Raw genomic sequence first — 22,333 nt, 5'->3', positions numbered from 1 at the left:
GCAATCAGGTTTCAGACGACCTCTGACAACAAGCATAAAGCAATTAGGAAAGAACAAAAACAATGCAGAATTTTGGCAAAGTGGCCGTATTGATGGGTGGTTTTTCCAGCGAACGAGAAATCTCGCTGGACAGCGGTACCGCCATTTTGAACGCCTTAAAAAGCAAAGGCATAGACGCATACGCCTTCGACCCTAAGGAAACGCCGTTATCCGAACTGAAGGAGCGGGGCTTTCAGACGGCATTCAACATCCTTCACGGTACTTACGGCGAAGACGGGGCTGTTCAGGGTGCATTGGAACTGTTGGGCATTCCCTATACCGGCAGCGGTGTCGCCGCCTCCGCCATCGGCATGGACAAATACCGCTGCAAACTGATTTGGCAGGCATTGGGATTACCCGTTCCCGAGTTCGCCGTACTGTACGATGATACCGATTTCGATGCCGTCGAAGAAAAATTGGGTCTGCCGATGTTTGTGAAGCCGGCGGCCGAAGGCAGCAGCGTCGGCGTGGTAAAAGTCAAAGAAAAAGGCCGTCTGAAAAGCGTTTACGAAGAATTGAAACACCTTCAGGGCGAAATCATTGCCGAACGTTTTATCGGCGGCGGCGAATATTCCTGCCCCGTCCTGAACGGCAAAGGGCTGCCCGGCATACACATCATCCCCGCAACCGAGTTTTACGACTACGAAGCCAAGTACAACCGAGACGACACCATTTATCAATGTCCTTCGGAAGATTTGACCGAAGCCGAAGAAAGCCTGATGCGCGAACTGGCGGTTCGCGGCGCACAGGCAATCGGTGCGGAAGGCTGCGTGCGCGTCGATTTCCTCAAAGATACCGACGGCAAACTCTATCTGTTGGAAATCAACACCCTGCCCGGTATGACCGGCCATAGTTTAGTACCGAAATCCGCTGCCGTTACGGGCGTGGGTTTTGCCGATTTATGTATTGAAATTTTGAAGGCCGCACATGTGGGATAATGCCGAAGCGATGGAACGGCTGACGCGCTGGCTGCTTGTCATGATGGCGATGCTGCTTGCTGCGTCCGGGCTGGTTTGGTTTTACAATTCGAATCATCTGCCCGTCAAGCAGGTGTCGCTGAAGGGCAACCTGGTTTATTCCGATAAGAAGGCATTGGGCAGTTTGGCGAAAGAATACATCCATGGGAATATTTTGAGGACGGACATCAATGGCGCACAGGAAGCCTACCGCCGGTATCCGTGGATTGCGTCGGTCATGGTGCGCCGCCGTTTTCCCGATACGGTTGAGGTCGTCCTGACCGAGCGCAAGCCGGTTGCACGTTGGGGCGACCATGCCTTGGTGGACGGCGAAGGCAATGTTTTTGAAGCCCGCTTGGACAGACCCGGAATGCCGGTATTCAGAGGCGCGGAAGGAACGTCTGCCGAAATGCTCCGCCGTTATGACGAATTTTCGACTGTTTTGGCAAAACAGGGTTTGGGCATCAAAGAGATGACCTATACGGCACGTTCGGCGTGGAATGTCGTTTTGGACAACGGCATCACCGTCAGGCTCGGACGGGAAAACGAGATGAAACGCCTCCGGCTTTTTACCGAAGCGTGGCAGCATCTGTTGCGTAAGAATAAAAATCGGTTATCCTATGTGGATATGAGGTATAAGGACGGATTTTCAGTCCGCCATGCTCCCGACGGTTTACCCGAAAAAGAATCCGAAGAATAGTGGGAACAGGTATCGGACATATTACGGCCGTGCCGTCTGAAACGGTGCGACGCAAATTTCAATCAGTTTTAAGGGCAGACGAACAATGGAACAGCAGAAAAGATACATCAGCGTACTGGATATCGGTACGTCTAAAGTCCTCGCACTGATCGGGGAAGTTCAAGATGACGACAAAATCAACATCATCGGTTTGGGGCAGGCTCCTTCACGGGGCTTGCGCGCGGGCATGGTAACCAATATCGATGCCACCGTCCAAGCCATCAGGCAGGCGGTCAATGATGCCGAGCTGATGGCGGATACCAAAATTACCCACGTTACCACAGGTATCGCAGGCAACCACATCCGCAGCCTTAATTCGCAAGGTGTGGTTAAAATCAAAGACGGAGAAGTAACACAGGCAGACATCGACCGCGCCATTGAAACGGCAAAGGCAATCAATATCCCGCCCGATCAAAAAATTCTCGATGCCGTGGTTCAAGACTACATTATCGACACCCAACTTGGTGTAAGGGAGCCCATCGGTATGAGCGGTGTGCGTCTGGATACGCGGGTGCACATCATTACCGGTGCAAGTACGGCAGTGCAGAATGTCCAAAAATGTATCGAGCTGTGCGGCTTGAAAAGCGATCAGATCATGCTTCAACCGTTGGCAAGCGGGCAGGCGGTGCTGACTGAAGATGAAAAAGACCTCGGCGTATGCGTCATCGACATTGGTGGCGGAACGACCGATATTGCCGTTTATATGAACGGCGCCATCCGCCATACGTCCGTCATTCCGGCCGGTGGTAATCTGATTACCAAAGATTTGTCCAAATCGTTGAGAACACCTCTCGATGCCGCCGAGTACATTAAAATCCATTATGGCGTGGCATCATGCGATACGGAAGGCTTGGGCGAGATGATTGAAGTTCCGGGCGTGGGTGACCGGACATCGCGTCAGGTTTCCAGTAAGGTTTTGGCAGCAATCATCAGCGCACGTATTCAGGAGATTTTTGGCGTAGTGCTGGGCGAACTGCAAAAATCGGGTTTCCCCAAAGAAGTGCTGAATGCGGGTATCGTTCTGACCGGCGGTGTGTCCATGATGACCGGGATTGTGGAATTTGCCGAAAAAATCTTCGATTTGCCTGTACGCACCGGTGCGCCCCAAGAAATGGGCGGTTTGTCCGACCGTGTCCGCACACCGCGCTTTTCTACCGCTATCGGGCTGCTTCATGCAGCATGCAAGCTGGAAGGAAACTTGCCGCAACCGGAAAACGGTACAGTGCAAGAGAGAGAAGGGGGCGGCGGTTTGTTGGCAAGATTGAAGCGGTGGATTGAAAACAACCTCTGAACAGTTGGATTGCCGTTTGACAGGTGAGAAGTATTTTGCCAGCAGTAAGATACTTCTTATATAATAAATAATAATTTATTTAAACCGTCCTCTGAACGGGGCGATCAGGAGTTTTTGAATGGAATTTGTTTACGACGTGGCAGAATCGGCAGTCAGCCCTGCGGTAATTAAAGTAATCGGCTTGGGCGGCGGCGGTTGCAATGCAATCAATAACATGGTTGCCAACAATGTGCGCAGTGTGGAGTTTATCAGTGCCAATACAGATGCGCAGTCTTTGGCAAAAAACCATGCGGCGAAGAGAATCCAGTTGGGTACGAATCTGACACGCGGTTTGGGCGCGGGTGCGAATCCCGATATCGGCCGTGCGGCAGCACAGGAAGATCGGGAGGCCATTGAAGAAGCCATTCGCGGTGCGAATATGCTGTTTATCACGACCGGTATGGGCGGCGGTACCGGTACCGGTTCCGCGCCGGTTGTTGCTGAGATTGCCAAGTCTTTGGGCATTCTGACCGTTGCCGTAGTTACCCGTCCGTTTTCTTATGAAGGCAAACGCGTCCATGTGGCACAGGCAGGGTTGGAACAGTTGAAAGAATACGTCGATTCGCTGATTATCATCCCGAACGACAAACTGATGACCGCATTGGGTGAAGACGTAACTATGCGCGAAGCCTTCCGCGCGGCGGACAATGTATTGCGCGATGCGGTCGCAGGCATTTCCGAAGTGGTAACTTGCCCGAGCGAAATCATCAACCTCGACTTTGCCGACGTGAAAACCGTGATGAGCAACCGCGGTATCGCTATGATGGGTTCGGGTTATGCCCAAGGTATCGACCGTGCGCGTATGGCGACCGACCAGGCCATTTCCAGTCCGTTGCTGGACGATGTAACTTTGGATGGTGCACGCGGTGTGCTGGTCAATATTACGACTGCTCCGGGTTGCCTGAAAATGTCCGAGTTGTCTGAAGTCATGAAAATCGTCAACCAAAGCGCGCATCCCGATTTGGAATGCAAATTCGGTGCCGCTGAAGACGAGACCATGAGCGAAGATGCCATCCGGATTACCATTATCGCTACCGGTCTGAAAGAAAAAGGAGCGGTCGATCCTACTCCGGCAAGGGAAGTAGAAGCGGTTGCCCCGTCCAAACAGGAGCAAAGCCACAATGTCGAAGGTATGATCCGCACCAATCGCGGTATCCGCACCATGAATCTGACAGCAGCGGATTTCGATAACCAGTCTGTCCTTGACGATTTTGAAATTCCTGCAATTTTGCGTCGTCAACACAATTCAGACAAATAATGTGCCGTCTGCCGTAAACTTATTGCCTCCCGAACCGGTTTTCCCGATTTGGGAGGTATATTTTTCAATATGCCGAATCCTGTGCGGTTTGCGGTGTGCGGGTTCAGATTTTTTACTTGAAACGGACTGCTAGATATGGATATTTCAAAACAAACATTGCTGGATAGGGTTTTTAACCTGAAGGCAAACGGTACGACGGTACGTACCGAGTTGATGGCGGGTTTGACGACCTTTTTGACGATGTGCTACATCGTTATCGTCAATCCCCTGATTTTGGGCGAGACCGGAATGGATATGGGGGCGGTATTCGTCGCCACCTGTATCGCATCCGCCATCGGCTGTTTTGTCATGGGTTTTATCGGCAACTATCCGATTGCGCTTGCCCCGGGGATGGGGCTGAATGCCTATTTCACCTTTGCCGTCGTTAAGGGTATGGGCGTGCCTTGGCAGGTGGCGTTGGGTGCGGTGTTCATTTCCGGTCTGATTTTCATCCTGTTCAGCTTTTTTAAAGTCAGGGAAATGCTGGTCAACGCACTGCCTATGGGTTTGAAAATGTCGATTGCCGCCGGTATCGGTTTGTTTTTGGCACTGATTTCCCTGAAAGGCGCAGGCATTATCGTTGCCAATCCGGCAACCTTGGTCGGCTTGGGCGATATTCATCAGCCCAGCGCACTGTTGGCATTGTTCGGTTTTGTCATGGTGGTCGTATTGGGGTATTTCCGCGTTCAAGGCGCAATCATCATCACCATTCTGACGATTACCGTCATTGCCAGCCTGATGGGTTTGAACGAGTTTCACGGCGTGGTCGGCGAAGTACCGGGCATTGCGCCGACCTTTATGCAGATGGATTTTAAAGGTCTGTTTACCGTCAGCATGGTCAGCGTGATTTTCGTCTTCTTCTTGGTCGATTTGTTTGACAGTACCGGAACGCTGGTCGGCGTATCCCACCGTGCCGGACTGCTGGTGGACGGTAAGCTGCCCCGCCTGAAACGCGCACTGCTTGCAGACTCTACCGCCATTGTGGCAGGTGCGGCTTTGGGTACTTCTTCAACCACGCCTTATGTGGAAAGCGCGGCGGGCGTATCGGCAGGCGGACGGACCGGCCTGACGGCGGTTACCGTCGGCGTATTGATGCTGGCGTGTCTGATGTTCTCCCCATTGGCGAAAAGTGTTCCGGTATTTGCCACCGCGCCCGCACTGCTTTATGTCGGCACGCAGATGCTCCGCAGTGCGAGGGACATTGATTGGGACGATATGACTGAAGCCGCGCCCGCGTTCCTGACCATTGTCTTCATGCCGTTTACCTATTCGATTGCAGACGGCATCGCCTTCGGCTTCATCAGCTATGCCGTGGTCAAACTTTTGTGTCGCCGGACTGGGGACGTGCCGCCTATGGTATGGGTTGTTGCCGTATTGTGGGCATTGAAATTCTGGTATTTGGGCTGATTGATTCGATATTAAAAATGCCGTCTGAAAGGTTTTCAGACGGCATTTTGTTTGCCAGATATATTTAATTTTAAATAAATAATATAAAAATCAAATAGATAATAAACTACATCGGATTACTTGAAAATAATTCATTGTTTTATATATAAAATATTTTATAATTTTTCAGGATTTTGATTATTGAAAATTTTTCTAAATTTCCTATTAATTTTATCGGAAACAAATAAGTTAAAATTAATTTATATTAATCATAATGTTAAAATAAAATAATAAAATTATGTAATTAGTCTCCTTAAAAATGTTTGACATTCCAGTCTTGTGTTTTAGATTACCGAAAAATAAAACTACATAATACTACAAAGGAACATTACTATGAAACCAATTCAGATGTTTTTCCCTTTTCTGAATAATCCCCTTGTTTTCTTCTTGTCTGCGGTTTTGCCGCATAATTCCGAACGGTCTGCTGTTTTTCTTTGATTCGTTTTAAATATCAATAAGATAATTTTTCCCATATATTTTTAATGATTGGGATGCCCGACGCGTCGGATGGCTGTGTTTTGCCGTCCGAATGTGATGGAAGCCTGTCCATACTGAAAAAAGTCTATAAAGGAGAAATATGATGAGTCAACACTCTGCCGGAGCACGTTTCCGCCAAGCTGTGAAAGAATCGAATCCGCTTGCCGTCGCCGGTTGCGTCAATGCTTATTTTGCACGATTGGCCACCCAAAGCGGTTTCAAAACCATCTATCTGTCCGGCGGCGGCGTGGCAGCCTGTTCTTGCGGTATCCCTGATTTGGGCATTACCACAATGGAAGATGTGCTGATCGACGCACGACGCATTACGGACAACGTGGATACGCCTCTGCTGGTGGACATCGATGTGGGTTGGGGCGGTGCATTCAATATTGCCCGTACCATTCGCAACTTTGAACGCGCCGGTGTTGCAGCGGTTCACATCGAAGATCAGGTAGCGCAAAAACGCTGCGGCCACCGTCGGAACAAAGCCATCGTTTCCAAAGATGAAATGGTCGACCGCATCAAAGCTGCCGTAGATGCGCGCGTTGATGAGAACTTCGTGATTATGGCGCGTACCGATGCGCTGGCGGTAGAAGGTTTGGATGCCGCTATCGAACGCGCTCAGGCTTGTGTCGAAGCCGGTGCGGACATGATTTTCCCTGAAGCCATGACCGATTTGAAAATGTACCGTCAATTTGCAGATGCAGTGAAAGTACCAGTATTGGCCAACATTACCGAGTTTGGTGCTACACCGCTTTATACGCAAAGCGAGTTGGCTGAAAACGGCGTGTCACTGGTGCTGTATCCGTTGTCATCATTCCGCGCAGCAAGCAAAGCCGCTTTGAATGCTTACGAAGCGATTATGCGCGATGGCACTCAGGCGGCGGTGGTGGACAGTATGCAAACCCGTGCCGAGCTGTACGAGCATCTGAACTATCATGCCTTCGATCAAAAACTGGATAAATTGTTTCAAAAATGATTTACCGCTTTCAGACGGCCTTTCAACAAATCCGCATCGACCGTCTGAAAAATAAAACCCATAAAAATACAAAGGAGAAATACCATGACTGAAACTACTCAAACCCCGACCTTCAAACCTAAAAAATCCGTTGCGCTTTCAGGTGTTGCGGCCGGTAATACCGCTTTGTGTACCGTTGGCCGTACCGGTAACGATTTGAGCCATCGCGGTTACGACATTCTAAATTTGGCACAAAAATGCGAGTTTGAAGAAGTCGCACACTTGCTGATTCACGGCCATCTGCCCAACAAATTCGAGCTGGCCGCTTATAAAACCAAGCTCAAATCCATGCGCGGCCTGCCTATCCGTGTGATTAAAGTTTTGGAAAGCCTGCCTGCACATACCCATCCGATGGACGTGATGCGTACCGGCGTATCCATGCTGGGCTGCGTTCATCCCGAACGCGAAAGCCATCCCGACAGCGAAGCGCGCGACATCGCCGACAAACTGATCGCCAGCCTCGGCAGCATCCTGCTCTACTGGTATCAATATTCGCACAACGGCAAACGTATTGAAGTTGAAAGCGACGAAGAGACCGTCGGCGGTCATTTCCTGCACCTGTTGCACGGCAAACGCCCAAGCGAATCACACATCAAAGCCATGCATGTTTCACTGATTCTGTATGCCGAACACGAGTTCAACGCCTCCACTTTTACTGCCCGCGTGATTGCCGGTACGGGTTCGGATATGTATTCCTGCATCACCGGCGCCATCGGCGCGCTTAAAGGTCCGAAACACGGCGGTGCGAACGAAGTCGCCTACGACATCCAAAAACGCTACCGCAACGCCGACGAAGCCGACATCCGCGAACGCATCGGCCGCAAAGAAATCGTGATCGGTTTCGGTCATCCGGTTTACACCATTTCCGACCCGCGCAACGTCGTGATTAAAGAAGTGGCGCGCGGTTTGAGCCGGGAAGCGGGCGACATGCGCCTCTTCGACATCGCCGAACGCTTGGAGAGCGTGATGTGGGAAGAGAAAAAAATGTTCCCGAATCTGGACTGGTTCTCTGCCGTTTCCTACCAAAAATTGGGCGTACCGACCGCTATGTTCACACCGCTGTTCGTGATTTCCCGTACAACCGGTTGGAGCGCACACGTCCTCGAACAGCGCAAAGACGGCAAAATCATCCGTCCGAGCGCAAACTACGCCGGCCCTGAAGATTTGGCGTTTGTGGAGATTGAAGAACGATAATTGAAGAATGCAATAGCAGTTTGTTCTTTATTTCGGTATGCAAAGCTGAGGATTTCAGACGACCTTGCCTTATTGGAAAGGTTGTCTGAAATAAGTTTAATCTAATAGGAGAAGATAATCCTGTATTGGCGCAAGTAACAGGATAAGAAACATGGAAGATTTATACATAATACTCGCTTTGGGTTTGGTTGCGATGATCGCCGGATTTATCGATGCGATTGCGGGCGGGGGTGGTTTGATTACGCTGCCTGCACTCTTGTTGGCAGGTATTCCTCCCGTGTCGGCAATTGCCACCAACAAGCTGCAAGCAGCCGCTGCTACGTTTTCGGCTACGGTTTCTTTTGCACGCAAAGGTTTGATTGGAAGAAAGGTCTCCCGATTGCCGCAGCATCGTTTGCAGGCGGCGTGGTCGGTGCATTATCGGTCAGCTTGGTTTCCAAAGATATTTTGCTGGCGGTCGTGCCGGTTTTGTTGATATTTATCGCGCTGTATTTTGTGTTTTCGCCCAAGCTCGACGGCAGTAAGGAAGGCAAAGCCAGAATGTCTTTTTTTCTATTCGGGCTGACGGTTGCACCGCTTTTGGGTTTTTACGACGGTGTGTTCGGACCGGGTGTCGGCTCATTTTTTCTGATTGCCTTTATTGTTTTGCTCGGCTGCAAGCTGTTGAACGCGATGTCTTACACCAAATTGGCGAACGTTGCTTGCAATCTTGGTTCGCTATCGGTATTCCTGCTGCACGGTTCGATTATTTTCCCGATTGTGGCAACGATGGCGGTCGGTGCGTTTGTCGGTGCGAATTTAGGTGCGAGATTTGCCGTCCGCTTCGGTTCGAAGCTGATTAAGCCGCTGCTGATTGTCATCAGCATTTCGATGGCTGTGAAATTGTTGATAGACGAGAGAAATCCGCTGTATCAGATGATTGTTTCGATGTTTTAAACCCTTTCAGACGACTCCTTCAAAACATCGGCTGAAACCCAAACCACAAGAAAAATAGATCCACAGGAGAACCGACATGACTGCCAACCAAAGTTACCGCAAACCGCTGCCCGGTACGGATTTGGAATACTACGACGCGCGTGCGGCGTGTGAGGACATCAAACCCGGCTCTTACGACAAGCTGCCGTACACGAGCCGCATTTTGTCTGAGAACTTGGTCAACCGCGCGGACAAAGTCGATTTGCCGATGCTGCAAAGCTGGCTGGGCCAGTTGATAGAAGGGAAGCAGGAAATCGATTTTCCGTGGTATCCCGCGCGGGTGGTGTGCCACGATATTCTGGGGCAGACCGCGCTGGTGGATTTGGCAGGCTTGCGCGATGCGATTGCCGAAAAAGGCGGCGATCCTGCCAAAGTGAATCCGGTGGTGCAGACGCAGCTTATCGTCGACCACTCTTTGGCGGTGGAGTGCGGCGGTTACGATCCTGATGCCTTCCGCAAAAACCGCGAAATCGAAGACAGACGTAACGAAGACCGTTTCCACTTCATCAACTGGACAAAAACCGCATTTGAAAATGTGGACGTGATTCCGGCGGGCAACGGCATCATGCACCAAATCAATCTGGAAAAAATGTCGCCCGTCGTCCAAGTCAAAAACGGCGTGGCTTTCCCCGATACCTGCGTCGGCACGGACTCGCATACGCCGCACGTTGATGCGCTGGGCGTGATTTCCGTGGCGTGGGCGGTTTGGAAGCGGAAACCGTGATGCTGGGACGCGCGTCCATGATGCGCCTGCCCGATATTGTCGGCGTGGAGCTGACGGGCAAACGGCAGGCGGGCATTACTGCCACAGACATCGTGTTGGCACTCACCGAATTCTTGCGTAAAGAGCGCGTGGTCGGGGCGTTTGTCGAATTTTTCGGCGAGGGCGCGAGAAGCCTGTCTATCGGCGACCGCGCGACCATTTCCAACATGACGCCGGAGTTCGGCGCGACTGCCGCCATGTTCGCCATCGACGCGCAAACTATTGATTATTTGAAACTGACCGGACGTGACGACGCGCAGGTGAAATTGGTGGAAACCTACGCCAAAACCGCAGGCTTATGGGCAGGTGGCTTGAAAACCGCCGTTTATCCGCGCGTTTTGAAATTTGATTTGAGCAGCGTAACGCGCAATATGGCAGGCCCGAGCAACCCGCACGCGCGTTTTGCCACCGCCGATTTGGCGGCGAAAGGGCTGGCGAAGCCTTACGAAGAGCCTTCAGACGGCCAAATGCCTGACGGTGCAGTGATTATTGCCGCGATTACTTCGTGTACCAATACTTCCAACCCGCGCAACGTTGTCGCCGCCGCACTGTTGGCACGCAATGCCAACCGCCTCGGCTTGAAACGCAAACCTTGGGTGAAATCTTCGTTTGCCCCGGGTTCAAAAGTAGCCGGAATCTATTTGAAAGAAGCAGGCTTGTTGCCCGAAATGGAAAAACTCGGCTTCGGTATCGTCGCCTTCGCATGTACCACCTGTAACGGCATGAGCGGCGCGCTCGACCCGAAAATCCAACAAGAAATCATCGACCGCGATTTGTACGCCACCGCCGTATTGTCAGGCAACCGCAACTTCGACGGCCGTATCCATCCGTATGCGAAACAGGCTTTCCTCGCTTCGCCTCCTTTGGTCGTTGCCTACGCATTGGCAGGTAGCATCCGTTTCGATATTGAAAACGACGTACTCGGCGTTGCAGACGGCCGCGAAATCCGCCTGAAAGATATCTGGCCGACAGACGAAGAAATCGATGCCATGGTTGCCGAATATGTGAAACCGCAACAATTCCGCGACATTTATATCCCGATGTCCGACACCGGCACAGCGCAAAAAGCACCAAGCCCGCTGTACGACTGGCGACCGATGTCCACCTACATCCGCCGTCCGCCCTATTGGGAAGGCGCACTGGCAGGGGAACGTACATTAAGAGGTATGCGTCCGCCGGCGATTTTGCCCGACAACATCACCACCGACCACATCTCGCCATCCAATGCGATTTTGGCCGGCAGTGCCGCAGGCGAATATTTGGCGAAAATGGGTTTGCCTGAAGAAGACTTCAACTCTTACGCAACCCACCGCGGCGACCACTTGACCGCCCAACGCGCAACCTTCGCCAATCCGAAACTGTTTAACGAAATGGTGAGAAACGAAGACGGCAGCGTACGCCAAGGTTCGTTGGCACGCGTTGAACCAGAAGGCCAAACCATGCGCATGTGGGAAGCCATCGAAACCTATATGAACCGCAAACAGCCGCTTATCATCATTGCCGGTGCGGACTATGGTCAAGGCTCAAGCCGCGACCGGGCGGCGAAGGGCGTGCGGCTGGCGGGTGTGGAAGCCATCGCCGCCGAAGGTTTCGAGCGCATCCACCGCACCAACCTCATCGGCATGGGCGTCTTGCCGCTGCAATTCAAACCCGGCACCAACCGCCATACCCTGCAACTGGACGGTACGGAAACCTACGACGTTGTCGGCGAACGCACACCGCGCTGCGGCCTGACCCTCGTGATTCACCGTAAAAACGGAGAAACCGTCGAAGTTCCGGTTACCTGCCGCCCCGATACTGCAGAAGAAGTATTGGTATATGAAGCCGGCGGCGTGTTGCAACGGTTTGCACAGGACTTTTTGGAAGGGAACGCGGCTTAGAGTTCGTCTGAAAAGCAAGACGTAGCGTGGGTCGGGTTCTCATTCACGTAATTCCCGATATGGCAGGCATTTACTGTAAATCGTCATTCCCGCGCAGGCGGGAATCCAGAAAGTGGAATTGAGGAAACCTTTTTATCCGATGAGTTTCTGTGCGGATAAATCTGGATTTCCGCCTACGCGGGAATGACGGGGTTTAATAATCTACCGTATCACAACACAGCAGCCGTAGATTGGGGCGAACCCCGACAGTTTGCGGAATCAAACGGCTTTGGTCGGAGTGGTAGCCTAATGTACTTCTGGAAAGTGGGTGTAGCGTGGGCTTTGCCCACGAAATAAAGGCTGAATTGACATGGTATAGCGGATTAACAAAGATCAGGACAAGGCGGCGGGCCGCAGGCAGTACAAATGGTACGGAACCGGTTCGCCCGGTGCTTGGGCGCCTTAGGGAACCGTTCCCTTTGAGCCGGGGCGGGGCAACCCGTACCGGTTTAAATTAATCCACTATAAAAATCGTGGGCAGAGCCCACGCTACATAAGGAGAACCCTAAAATGCCGCAAATCAAAATCCCCGCCGTTTACTACCGCGGCGGTACATCTAAAGGCATTTTCTTCAAACGCACCGATCTGCCGGCAGCTGCGCAGGAAGCAGGCGGGGCACGCGACAAAATCCTCTTGCGCGTACTCGGCAGCCCCGACCCTTACGGCAAACAGATTGACGGTTTGGGCAACGCCAGTTCGTCCACCAGCAAAGCTGTGATTTCGGACAAATCCGAACGCGCCGATCACGATGTCGATTACTTGTTCGGACAAGTTTCCATCGACAAACCATTTGTCGATTGGAGCGGCAACTGCGGCAACCTTACCGCCGCCGTGGGCACATTCGCCATCGAACAGGGCTTGGTCGATAAATCCAAAATCCCTTCAGACGGCATCTGCACGGTCAAAATCTGGCAGAAAAACATCGGCAAAACCATTATTGCCCATGTGCCGATGCAAAACGGAGCAGTGTTGGAAACAGGCGATTTCGAGCTTGACGGCGTAATTTTCCGGCAGCCGAAGTACAAATCGAATTTTTAGATCCAGCCGACGGCGAAGGCAGTATGTTCCCAACCGGCAATTTGGTCGACGAAATTGATGTGCCGAATATAGGTCGTCTGAAAGCCACGCTCATCAACGCGGGCATTCCGACCGTTTTCCTGAACGCCGCCGACTTGGGCTACACGGGCAAAGAGTTGCAGGACGACATCAACAACGATGCCGCCGCGCTGGAAAAATTTGAAACCATCCGCGCATATGGCGCGCTGAAAATGGGTTTGATCAGCGACGTATCCGAAGCCGCCGCCCGCGCGCGCACGCCGAAACCCGCCTTCGTCGCGCCCGCCGCCGATTACACCGCCTCCAGCGGCAAAACCGTAAACGCCGCCGACATCGATTTGCCGGTACGCGCCCTGAGCATGGGCAAACTGCACCACGCTATGATGGGCATCGCCTCGGTCGCCATCGCCGCCGCCGTGCTCGGTACGCTGGTCAACCTTGCCGCAGGCGGCGGAACGCGTAAAGAAGTGCGCTTCGGGCATCCGTCAGGTACGCTGCGTGTCGGTGCTGCCGCCGAATGTCAGGACGGACAATGGACGGCCGCCAAAGCGGTCATGAGCCGCAGCGCACGCGTGATTATGGAAGGTTGGGTGCGCGTTCCCGATGATTGTTTTTGAAATCATGTAGGACGCACATTGCTGTCCGCTGTTTCAGACGGCATTTGATTAAGGATTACCATAAAGCCGAATAACCTCACCGCCGTCATTCCCACGCAGGCGGGAATCCGCAGCCGATATTCTGTTTCCTGATTTTTATCAGAGCCTGCGTGTGAGCAAATATGGATTCCCGCCTGCGTGGGAATGACGCTAGGAAATACGGCATACGCTTTGCCCAAAGAGGCCGTCTGAAACACACTCCGCCCAACGCCCATCCTTTTTCAGACGGCCCCGCACCAAAAAAACAACCACAAACTACAAGGAGAAACATCATGTCCGACCAACTCATTCTTGTCCTGAACTGCGTCAGTTCATCGCTCAAAGGCGCCGTTATCGACCGCAAAAGCGGCAGCGTCGTCCTAAGCTGCCTCGGGGAACGCCTGACTACGCCCGAAGCCGTCATTACCTTCAACAAAGACGGCAACAAACGCCAAGTTCCCCTGAGCGGCCGCAACTGCCACGCCGGCGCGGTGGGTATGCTGTTGAACGAACTGGAAAAACACGGACTGCACGACCGCATCAAAGCCATCGGCCGCCGCATCGCCCACGGCGGCGAAAAATATCACGAGTCCGTCCTCATCGACCAAGACGTCCTTGACGAACTGAAAGCCTGCATCCCGTTCGCCCCGCTGCACAACCCCGCCAACATTAGCGGCATCCTCGCCGCGCAGGAACACTTTCCCGGCCTGCCCAACGTCGGCGTGATGGACACCTCGTTCCACCAAACCATGCCGGAGCGGGCCTACACTTATGCCGTGCCGCGCGAATTGCGCAAAAAATACGCCTTCCGCCGCTACGGTTTCCACGGTACCGGTATGCGTTACGTCGCCCCTGAAGCCGCACGCATCTTGGGCAAACCTCTGGAAGACATCCGCATGATTATTGCCCACTTAGGCAACGGCGCATCTATTACCGCCGTCAAAAACGGCAAATCCGTCGATACCGGTATGGGTTTCACGCCGATCGAAGGTTTGGTAATGGGTACACGTTGCGGCGACACCGATCCGGGCGTATACAGCTATCCGACTTTCCACGCAGGGATGGATGTTGCCCAAGTTGATGAAATGCTGAACGAAAAATCAGGTTTCCCCGGTATTTCCGAACTTCCCAACGACTGCCGCACCCTCGAAATCGCCGCCGACGAAGGCCGCGAAGGCGCGCGCCTCGCCCTCGAAGTCATGACCTGCCGCCTCGCCAAATACATCGCTTCGATGGCTGTGGCCTGCGGCAGTGTTGACGCACTCGTGTTCACCGGCGGTATCGGCGAAAACTCGCGTAATATCCGTGCCAAAACCGTTTCCTATCTTGATTTCTTGGGTTTGCACATCGACACCAAAGCCAATATGGAAAAACGCTACGGCAATTCGGGCATTATCAGCCCGACCGATTCTTCTCCGGCTGTTTTGGTCGTCCCGACCAATGAAGAACTGATGATTGCCTGCGACACTGCCGAACTTGCCGGCATCTTGTAGCCAAAAAAGGGGGCGAGTCCGCAAAAATGCCGTCTGAAAGGTTTTCAGACGGCATTTTGTTTGGCGTTTGGGCGTACAATACGGAAAACATGACGATAAGGAAACAAACTATGGCACAATTTTTCGCCGTTCATCCCGACAATCCCCAAGAACGCCTCATCAAGCAGGCAGTCGAAATCATCAATCAAGGCGGCGTGGTGGTTTATCCGACCGATTCCTGTTACGCCTTGGGTTGCAAACTCGGCGATAAGGCGGCGATGGAACGCATACTCTCCATCCGAAAAATCGATTTGAAACACCACCTGACCCTGATGTGCGCCGATTTGAGCGAGTTGGGCACATACGCCAAAATCGACAACGTACAGTTTCGTCAGCTTAAAGCCGCCACGCCCGGGCCTTATACCTTTATCTTGCAGGCGACGAAGGATGCGCCGGCGCGCGCCCTGCACCCGAAACGCAAAACCATCGGGCTGCGTATTCCCGATAATGCCGTTGCACAAGCCCTGCTGGAGGAGTTGGGCGGGCCGCTTTTAAGCTGCACCCTGATGCTGCCCGAAGACGGCGAACCATTGACCGACCCTTATGAAATCCGCGAGCGTTTGGAACACGCCGTCGATTTGGTAATTGACGGCGGCTGGTGCGGAACCGATCCGACTACCGTCATCGACATGACCGACGGCACGGAACTGGTGCGCCGGGGTTTCGGCGATACGGCGGTGTTCGGTTTGTAGGGAAACCGATGCCGTCTGAAGCATCAGCCGTTCAGACGGCATCGCGCGCCTTGCCGGCGGCAGCCCGAAATGCCGGCGCGTATCGCGCCCGGTCGGAATATCCGTTTGAAACGGCAAACAAAATGCCGTCCGAACGCGGGTTTGGGCGGCATTTTGATGCGTTATCGCACCGCAATCGGGATTTTCGATTCATAAAGCAGGTCGTAGGTCGGCTTGTTGAGCAGGTCTTGCAGCGTGAAACCGTCCAGATACGTGAAAAACGACTTCATTGCACCGCCGAGTATGCCCGTCAGCCGGCAGGACGGCGTAATCAGGCATTCGTTGTTCGGGCCCATACACTCGACCAGCTGCATCGGTTCGAGGTGGCGGACGACCGCGCCGATATTGATGCGTTCGGGCGGCGCGGCCAGCCTCAGCCCGCCGCCTTTCCCGCGTACGCTGTGCAAGAACCCGCCTTTGACCAGCGCGGTAACCACTTTCATCAAATGGCTTTTGGAAATGCCGTAGGTCGAGGCGATGGTGGCGATATTGACCAGCGCGTCGTCGTTGACGGCGGTGTAGATGAGGACGCGCAGCCCGTAGTCGGTATGTTGGGTCAGATACATGATTTTCTCGGTATGGATCGTTATTCTTATCGGTACGGTTTAAGTTTCACGGAAAATACCTTAATGGTTGAAACCCTGTCCGTCGGGGCGGTAGAATGTAGCCTGTCTGCGGCGGTATGCCGTCTGAAACATCCGCGCTACCGTTTGATAATTTGTTATTGTAACCTAAATTTATGAAACCGTTGAAACGACATTCCGCCCTTGTCGGGCTTTCGCGCGAACACCACCACTCGCTTTCCCTGTGCGTGCGTATGTTGCGGACGCCCGGGGCAGACCATCGTGCCGAACTCGAGCTGCATTTTGCCGAACTGGAAACCCATTTTCGCGAAGAAGAAGCCAAGTTTGCCCCAATTTGGCAGAATGTCGCGCCTGAGTTGAAAACCCGTTTTGAAGGCGATCACGCCAAACTGCGGCAGATGATGGCAAGCCCCGAATGCGGTAACGCGGCGTGGAATACCGCTTTTGCCACAACCCTGCGCGACCACGCGCGCTTTGAAGAACGCGAGCTGTTTCCCGCCGTCGAACCGTTTTTGCCGGCATGATTCCGTTTTGCGGCAAATATATTAATGATAAACAAGGAACACACATGAAATTTACCAAACATCCCGTCTGGGCAATGGCGTTCCGCCCGTTTTATTCACTGGCGGCACTGTACGGCGCATTGTCCGTATTGCTGTGGGGTTTCGGCTACACGGGAACGCACGAGCTGTCCGGTTTCTATTGGCACGCGCATGAGATGATTTGGGGTTATGCCGGTCTCGTCGTCATCGCCTTCCTGCTGACCGCCGTCGCCACTTGGACGGGACAGCCGCCCACGAGGGGCGGCGTTCTGGTCGGCTTGACCGCCTTTTGGCTGGCTGCGCGGATTGCCGCCTTTATCCCGGGTTGGGGTGCGGCGGCAAGCGGCATACTCGGTACGCTGTTTTTCTGGTACGGCGCGGTGTGCATGGCTTTGCCCGTTATCCGTTCGCAAAACCGGCGCAACTATGTCGCCGTATTCGCAATATTTGTGCTGGGCGGTACGCATGCGGCGTTCCACGTCCAGCTGCACAACGGCAACCTAGGCGGACTCTTGAGCGGATTGCAGTCGGGCCTGGTTATGGTGTCGGGCTTTATCGGCCTGATTGGGATGAGGATTATTTCGTTTTTTACGTCCAAACGGTTGAACGTGCCGCAGATTCCCAGTCCGAAATGGGTGGCGCAGGCTTCGCTGTGGCTACCCATGCTGACCGCCATACTGATGGCGCACGGCGTGATGCCTTGGCTGTCGGCGGCTTTCGCGTTTGCGGCGGGCGTGATTTTTACCGTACAGGTGTACCGCTGGTGGTATAAACCCGTATTGAAAGAACCGATGCTGTGGATTCTGTTTGCCGGCTATCTGTTTACCGGATTGGGGCTGATTGCGGTCGGCGCGTCTTATTTCAAACCTGCCTTCCTCAATCTGGGCGTACATCTGATCGGGGTCGGCGGTATCGGCGTGCTGACTTTGGGCATGATGGCGCGTACCGCGCTCGGTCATACGGGCAATTCGATTTATCCGCCGCCCAAAGCCGTTCCCGTTGCGTTTTGGCTGATGATGGCGGCAACCGCCGTCCGTATGGTTGCCGTATTTTCTTCCGGCACTGCCTACACGCACAGCATCCGCACGTCTTCGGTTTTGTTTGCACTCGCGCTGCTGGTGTATGCGTGGAAATACATTCCGTGGCTGATCCGTCCGCGTTCGGACGGCAGGCCCGGTTGAGTAAAACCGCCGCAGATTTCGGGTCTGCGGCGGTTTGCTTTTCAGACGGCATGGCGGTCAGTTGCCGTCCAGCCAGCGGTCGCGCGTGGTTTTGGCTTCTTCAAAATAGCGGTACAGGGCTTCGCGGTCGTCGGCGGTCAGGATGTCTGCCAAAACGTCCAACTGTTTGCCCAAGCCTTGAACCAGTTGCAGCAGGCTGTCTTTGTTGGCAAGGCAGATGTCCGCCCACACGGCGGGATGGCCGGAGGCGATGCGGGTGAAGTCCCGAAAGCCCGTGGCGGCGAATTTCAGATATTCCTGTCCGTCGGGGTGGTCGAGAATCTGGTGGACATAGGCGAAGGCGGTCAGGTGGGGCATATGGGAGACGGCGGCGAAAACCGCGTCGTGGTGTTGCGCGTCCATCGTGAAAATGTCCGCACCGACCGCGCGCCACAGGTTTTCTACCAATGCGATGCCGTCTGAATCTTCGCCGCCGTGGGGCGTGATGATGAGTTTTCTGTGGCGGAACAGCCCGAACTGCGCGGCTTGCGCACCGCTTCTGTCCGAACCGGCAATCGGGTGTGCGGCGATGCAGCGGTGCAGGCGGTCGGGCAGGCAGCGGCGGAAGGCTTCGATGACCGAAGATTTGGTGCTGCCGACATCGGAAATCCAAGTGTGTTCCGGCAAAACGGGGCGCAGCGCGGTTAAAACGGCGGGAACGGTGGCGACGGGCGTGGCAATCAGTACCAAGTCCGCACCGCCGATGCTGTCCGCGTCGATGACGACGGAAGCCCGGTTAATCACGCCGCGTTCCAATGCACGTTCGAGGTTGTCGCGGTCGGTGTCGATACCGGTAACGGTGCGGACGAGTCCCTGCCTTTTGAGGTCGAGAACGAACGAACCGCCGATCAGCCCTACACCGATGAGGGCAATATGGTTCAAAATGGGCATTTGTGTAAACGGTTTTCGCAAAGTGCCGCCATGGTAGCCTATCGGCGGAATATGCCGCAAGGTCGGCAGGAAAAAGGAGAAGAAATGGACAAAATCAGAGTTGCCGCCGTGCAGATGGTGTCGGGCGTGTCGCCGGAAACCAACGTCGCCGCCATGAAACGCCTGGTCGCACGGGCGGCGGAGCAGGGTGCGGATTGGGTGCTGCTGCCCGAATATTGGGTGCTGATGGGCGCAAACGATACCGGCAAACTCGCACTTGCCGAGCCTTTGGGCGGCGGACGCTTTCAGACGGCATTGAGCGAAACGGCGAAAGAATGCGGCGTGGTGCTGTTCGGCGGAACCGTGCCGCTGCAAAGCCCCGAAGCGGGCAAGGTCATGAATACTTTATTGGTGTACGGGTGCGACGGCGTAAGGACGGGGCTGTACCACAAAATGCACCTCTTCGGTTTTTCCGGTTTGGGCGAACGCTATGCCGAAGCCGATACCATCCGCGCAGGGCGGGAAGTGCCGCACTTGTCGGCAGAAGGCATGCCGGTGGCGGCAGGTATTTGTTACGATGTCCGCTTTCCCGAATTTTTCCGCCGCCAACTGCCGTTTGACGTATTGATGCTGCCGGCGGCATTTACCCATACGACGGGCAAGGCGCACTGGGAGCTGCTGCTGCGCGCGCGTGCCGTCGAAAACCAATGTTACGTCGTGGCGGCGGCACAGGGCGGTTTGCACGAAAACGGACGGCGCACGTTCGGACACAGTATGATTGTCGATCCGTGGGGCGACGTGTTGGACGTATTACCCGAAGGCGAAGGCATCGTTACGGCAGACATCGATGCCAACCGCCTGAACAGCGTCCGCAACCGCCTGCCCGCCTTGAAACACCGGGTTTTGGATGCCGTCTGAAGGTTCAGACGGCATCGGTGTCGGGGAATCAGCGGGCCGTAGCAACCGAACCGTCATTCCCACGGAAGTGGGAATCTAGGACGCGGGGTTTCAGTTATTTCCGATAGATTCCCGCCGCGTCAGGGGTCCGGATTTCCGCCTGCGCGGGAATGACGGGTTTCGAGATTACGGTGTTGTCGGGAATGACGGTTCGGGTATTTTACTGCGCCCGCCCCGCGCCTGTAAACGGCGGGCGATTAAAAATGCCGTCTGAAGGTTCAGACGGCATCGGTGTCGGGGAATCAGAAGCGGTAGCGCACGCCCAATGAGGCTTCGTGGGTTTTGAAGCGGGTGTTTTCCAGGCGTCCCCAATAGTGGTAGCGGTAGCCGGCGTCCAAGGTCAGGCCGGGCGCGACGTCTATGCCCACGCCCGCCATCGCGCCGAAGCCCAAGCGGCGGCTGCTGCGGTTTTCGTGATAGGCAGGTTTGGGGGGCATTTCTGATGGAACAGAAGTTTTCGCACTACCGTCGCTTGGGTAAGTGGTAACAGCAATGGTTTCTTGTTGAACCGAACGAACCTGATGTCTGACGTGTCCGTAGGCGACGCGCATGCCGATATAGGGTTTGAAGCGGGAACCGGTATCGAAATCGTAAATGGTTGACAAGCCGAGAGAAGAAACGGCGTGGAATGTGCCGTTTTCCTGATGTTCCGTCTTTCGGGTTTGTATGTTAAGATGGCCTCTGCTGCCAGAAGAGGTCTTATCGTTTCTTCCCAACTCTTTTATGTTCACGGAATATTTATTGTCGTTCCATTTTCTGTAACGGGCATAATCTGCCGCTATCCTCCAGCCGCCGAAGTCGTAGCCGACCGACACCCTGGGGTGGACGGAATGCGTACGGATGTTTCTGAAATAATCGCTTACCGTGCTTATTTTGCCTTTTTTTTGAGCGGTTGGTTCCGGATAATCGTGGGTAATGCGTTCGGCGGCATAGGCTAAATCCGCCTGCACATACGGGCCGCGGCCGCCGTCTTCACTTGCCGCCTGCGCTGCGGAAGGGAAGAGAAGAGAAGAGAAGGGAAGAGAAGAGAAGGTTTTTTGCGGGCTGGATTCATTTTCGGCTCCTTATTCGGTTTAACCGGTTAAAAAAAGATTTTCACTGATGTTGAAGGGCGGATTATATCGGGTTCCGGGCGGTGTTTCAACACAATATGGCGGATGAACAAAAACCGGTACGGGTTGCCCCGCCCCGGCTCAAAGGGAACGGTTCCCTAAGGCGCCCAAGCACCGGGCGGATCGGTTCCGTACCATTTGTACTGCCTGCGGCCCGCCGCCTTGTCCTGATTTTTGTTAATCCGCTATAAAGACCGTCGGGCATCTGCAGCCGTCATTCCCGCGCGGGCGGGAGTCCGGACCGCTTGTTCGGCAAATGAGGGGGCGGATTGCGCGCCTGTCAGATAAAAACCGTGTTTAAACGGGTGGCAATGAGGCACATGCAGGGCCTTGAAGCGCAATCGATATATTATTTCCACCGGAACGGACGACCCCGCCCGCCTTGCAAACCCTTAAAAGACAAGCCGCCCGGGTTGATCCGGGCGGCCGTGGGAAATCACTTACCGTTTGATTTATTTGAAATTTAAGGCCTAATTTGCCTCAGCTGGCATCAAAGTTATCGCGGCAGGTTGACGGCAGGTGCTTGGTGTCGATGTTGGTGGTGTCTTTGCCGGCGGCGTCGGCGTCGGCGTCGGCTTTGGCGCGCGTAACCGGCTGTCCGCAGAACCATTTTACCGAACCGTTTTCACGCCTGCCCCACAGGGAGAGTCTTTTGCCTTTGATTTCTTTGTTTACGCCGGTTGAATTCATTGTGGCGGTAACGACGCCGTTTGCGACTTTAACTTCCTTAACATATTTGCCTTTGATGTCGGTGGCGGAGGATGCCACGCCGGCAGCGCCGTTGTCGGCGGGCCATTTGCCGTTATTCAGGTAATACTCGGTAACGGCTGATTTTTGACCTTCGGCCAAAAGGATGGCTTCGGAAACTTGCGCGCGGGTATATTATTTCCACCGGAACGGACGACCCCGCCCGCCTTGCAAACCCTTAAAAGACAAGCCGC

17 protein-coding genes and 4 pseudogenes are annotated in these 22,333 nt (G+C 54.0%); 16 read left to right on the top strand and 5 right to left on the bottom strand.

All coding sequences use genetic code 11. The features are described 5' to 3' along the window. Window positions 1-62 precede the first annotated feature (62 nt). From HT085_RS07510 to HT085_RS07455, 12 genes and pseudogenes are all read left to right on the top strand, one after another. Window positions 63-977, top strand: a complete 915-nt coding sequence (locus tag HT085_RS07510; RefSeq protein ID WP_003689437.1) for a D-alanine--D-alanine ligase — start codon at window positions 63-65, stop codon at window positions 975-977. Then, entirely contained in the window at window positions 967-1,695 is a 729-nt protein-coding gene (locus HT085_RS07505) for a cell division protein FtsQ/DivIB (RefSeq protein WP_003689436.1), read from the top strand. The genes HT085_RS07510 and HT085_RS07505 overlap by 11 nt, the downstream gene beginning before the upstream one ends. An 85-nt stretch (window positions 1,696-1,780) precedes the next feature. After that, entirely contained in the window at window positions 1,781-3,025 is a 1,245-nt protein-coding gene (gene ftsA, locus HT085_RS07500; RefSeq protein WP_003689434.1) for a cell division protein FtsA, read from the top strand. Between the two features lie 118 nt (window positions 3,026-3,143). Next, complete coding sequence (gene ftsZ, locus HT085_RS07495) at window positions 3,144-4,322, top strand: cell division protein FtsZ (protein ID WP_003689432.1); 1,179 nt, start codon at window positions 3,144-3,146, stop codon at window positions 4,320-4,322. A gap of 135 nt (window positions 4,323-4,457) precedes the next feature. Continuing rightward, a complete protein-coding gene (locus HT085_RS07490) occupies window positions 4,458-5,768 on the top strand; it encodes an NCS2 family permease (protein WP_003689428.1) in 1,311 nt (436 codons plus the stop codon). A gap of 619 nt (window positions 5,769-6,387) precedes the next feature. Beyond that, entirely contained in the window at window positions 6,388-7,263 is an 876-nt protein-coding gene (gene prpB / locus HT085_RS07485; protein WP_025456211.1) for a methylisocitrate lyase, read from the top strand. Window positions 7,264-7,347: 84 nt separating this feature from the next. Continuing rightward, window positions 7,348-8,496, top strand: coding sequence for a bifunctional 2-methylcitrate synthase/citrate synthase (gene prpC, locus HT085_RS07480; RefSeq protein WP_003700328.1), 1,149 nt, complete (start codon window positions 7,348-7,350; stop codon window positions 8,494-8,496). 151 nt (window positions 8,497-8,647) lie between these two features. Next, window positions 8,648-9,432: pseudogene (locus tag HT085_RS07475) on the top strand (TSUP family transporter). Between the two features lie 76 nt (window positions 9,433-9,508). Further along, window positions 9,509-12,114, top strand: a pseudogene (gene acnD / locus HT085_RS07470) (Fe/S-dependent 2-methylisocitrate dehydratase AcnD). A gap of 549 nt (window positions 12,115-12,663) precedes the next feature. After that, window positions 12,664-13,826: pseudogene (prpF, locus tag HT085_RS07465) on the top strand (2-methylaconitate cis-trans isomerase PrpF). 311 nt (window positions 13,827-14,137) lie between these two features. After that, window positions 14,138-15,337 carry an acetate kinase gene (locus HT085_RS07460; protein ID WP_004465718.1) on the top strand — a complete coding sequence of 400 codons (1,200 nt, stop codon included), beginning with the start codon at window positions 14,138-14,140 and terminating at the stop codon, window positions 15,335-15,337. Between the two features lie 110 nt (window positions 15,338-15,447). After that, window positions 15,448-16,068, top strand: coding sequence for an L-threonylcarbamoyladenylate synthase (locus HT085_RS07455; RefSeq protein ID WP_010358934.1), 621 nt, complete (start codon window positions 15,448-15,450; stop codon window positions 16,066-16,068). A 23-nt stretch (window positions 16,069-16,091) separates the two neighbouring features. On the opposite strand, the gene HT085_RS12065 is transcribed toward HT085_RS07455, so the two are convergent. Next, window positions 16,092-16,220, bottom strand: coding sequence for a hypothetical protein (locus HT085_RS12065; RefSeq protein WP_010358932.1), 129 nt, complete (start codon window positions 16,218-16,220; stop codon window positions 16,092-16,094). Between the two features lie 9 nt (window positions 16,221-16,229). Next, window positions 16,230-16,673, bottom strand: coding sequence for an Rrf2 family transcriptional regulator (locus tag HT085_RS07450; RefSeq protein ID WP_003689406.1), 444 nt, complete (start codon window positions 16,671-16,673; stop codon window positions 16,230-16,232). Between the two features lie 173 nt (window positions 16,674-16,846). On the opposite strand from HT085_RS07450, the gene HT085_RS07445 reads away from it, so the two are divergent. Next, window positions 16,847-17,215 (top strand): hemerythrin domain-containing protein, encoded by a 369-nt coding sequence (locus tag HT085_RS07445; RefSeq protein ID WP_003689404.1) that lies wholly within the window; start codon window positions 16,847-16,849, stop codon window positions 17,213-17,215. 44 nt (window positions 17,216-17,259) lie between these two features. Beyond that, window positions 17,260-18,414, top strand: a complete 1,155-nt coding sequence (locus HT085_RS07440; protein WP_010358927.1) for an NnrS family protein — start codon at window positions 17,260-17,262, stop codon at window positions 18,412-18,414. A gap of 57 nt (window positions 18,415-18,471) precedes the next feature. Here the strand turns inward: HT085_RS07440 and HT085_RS07435 are convergent, their stop codons facing one another. After that, window positions 18,472-19,344, bottom strand: a complete 873-nt coding sequence (locus HT085_RS07435) for a prephenate dehydrogenase (RefSeq protein ID WP_003693577.1) — start codon at window positions 19,342-19,344, stop codon at window positions 18,472-18,474. Between the two features lie 84 nt (window positions 19,345-19,428). On the opposite strand from HT085_RS07435, the gene HT085_RS07430 reads away from it, so the two are divergent. Both HT085_RS07430 and HT085_RS07425 read left to right on the top strand, forming a co-directional pair. Further along, entirely contained in the window at window positions 19,429-20,241 is an 813-nt protein-coding gene (locus tag HT085_RS07430; protein WP_003689398.1) for a carbon-nitrogen hydrolase family protein, read from the top strand. A 149-nt stretch (window positions 20,242-20,390) separates the two neighbouring features. After that, the gene (locus HT085_RS07425) at window positions 20,391-20,549 is read left to right on the top strand and encodes a hypothetical protein (RefSeq protein WP_154235881.1); all 159 of its coding nucleotides are present in this window, start codon (window positions 20,391-20,393) and stop codon (window positions 20,547-20,549) included. On the opposite strand, the gene HT085_RS07420 is transcribed toward HT085_RS07425, so the two are convergent. Together HT085_RS07420 and HT085_RS07415 are read right to left on the bottom strand one after the other, a co-directional pair. Further along, window positions 20,523-21,230, bottom strand: coding sequence for an opacity family porin (locus HT085_RS07420; protein ID WP_172763944.1), 708 nt, complete (start codon window positions 21,228-21,230; stop codon window positions 20,523-20,525). The genes HT085_RS07425 and HT085_RS07420 overlap by 27 nt on opposite strands. A gap of 642 nt (window positions 21,231-21,872) precedes the next feature. Next, window positions 21,873-22,268, bottom strand: a pseudogene (locus tag HT085_RS07415) (pilin); the annotation flags it as partial. Window positions 22,269-22,333: the final 65 nt, after the last annotated feature.

Source organism: Neisseria gonorrhoeae, from assembly GCF_013030075.1.
In the GTDB taxonomy this organism is placed as follows: Bacteria; Pseudomonadota; Gammaproteobacteria; order Burkholderiales; family Neisseriaceae; genus Neisseria; species Neisseria gonorrhoeae.
Note: the sequence above shows the minus strand (reverse complement) of the source record. Positions and strands in the feature narration are given on the sequence as shown.

Excerpts from the sequence above, each read along its gene's own strand:
- HT085_RS07510 (WP_003689437.1), top strand. The coding sequence starts at position 63 with ATGCAGAATTTTGGCAAAGTGGCCGTATTGATGGGTGGTTTTTCCAGC.
- HT085_RS07460 (WP_004465718.1), top strand. The coding sequence starts at position 14,138 with ATGTCCGACCAACTCATTCTTGTCCTGAACTGCGTCAGTTCATCGCTC.
- HT085_RS07430 (WP_003689398.1), top strand. The coding sequence starts at position 19,429 with ATGGACAAAATCAGAGTTGCCGCCGTGCAGATGGTGTCGGGCGTGTCG.
- HT085_RS07440 (WP_010358927.1), top strand. The coding sequence starts at position 17,260 with ATGAAATTTACCAAACATCCCGTCTGGGCAATGGCGTTCCGCCCGTTT.
- HT085_RS07445 (WP_003689404.1), top strand. The coding sequence starts at position 16,847 with ATGAAACCGTTGAAACGACATTCCGCCCTTGTCGGGCTTTCGCGCGAA.
- HT085_RS07455 (WP_010358934.1), top strand. The coding sequence starts at position 15,448 with ATGGCACAATTTTTCGCCGTTCATCCCGACAATCCCCAAGAACGCCTC.
- prpC (WP_003700328.1), top strand. The coding sequence starts at position 7,348 with ATGACTGAAACTACTCAAACCCCGACCTTCAAACCTAAAAAATCCGTT.
- ftsA (WP_003689434.1), top strand. The coding sequence starts at position 1,781 with ATGGAACAGCAGAAAAGATACATCAGCGTACTGGATATCGGTACGTCT.
- prpB (WP_025456211.1), top strand. The coding sequence starts at position 6,388 with ATGAGTCAACACTCTGCCGGAGCACGTTTCCGCCAAGCTGTGAAAGAA.
- HT085_RS07450 (WP_003689406.1), bottom strand. The coding sequence starts at position 16,673 with ATGTATCTGACCCAACATACCGACTACGGGCTGCGCGTCCTCATCTAC.
- HT085_RS07505 (WP_003689436.1), top strand. The coding sequence starts at position 967 with ATGTGGGATAATGCCGAAGCGATGGAACGGCTGACGCGCTGGCTGCTT.
- HT085_RS12065 (WP_010358932.1), bottom strand. The coding sequence starts at position 16,220 with ATGCCGCCCAAACCCGCGTTCGGACGGCATTTTGTTTGCCGTTTCAAA.
- HT085_RS07490 (WP_003689428.1), top strand. The coding sequence starts at position 4,458 with ATGGATATTTCAAAACAAACATTGCTGGATAGGGTTTTTAACCTGAAG.
- ftsZ (WP_003689432.1), top strand. The coding sequence starts at position 3,144 with ATGGAATTTGTTTACGACGTGGCAGAATCGGCAGTCAGCCCTGCGGTA.
- HT085_RS07425 (WP_154235881.1), top strand. The coding sequence starts at position 20,391 with ATGACGGGTTTCGAGATTACGGTGTTGTCGGGAATGACGGTTCGGGTA.
- HT085_RS07435 (WP_003693577.1), bottom strand. The coding sequence starts at position 19,344 with ATGCCCATTTTGAACCATATTGCCCTCATCGGTGTAGGGCTGATCGGC.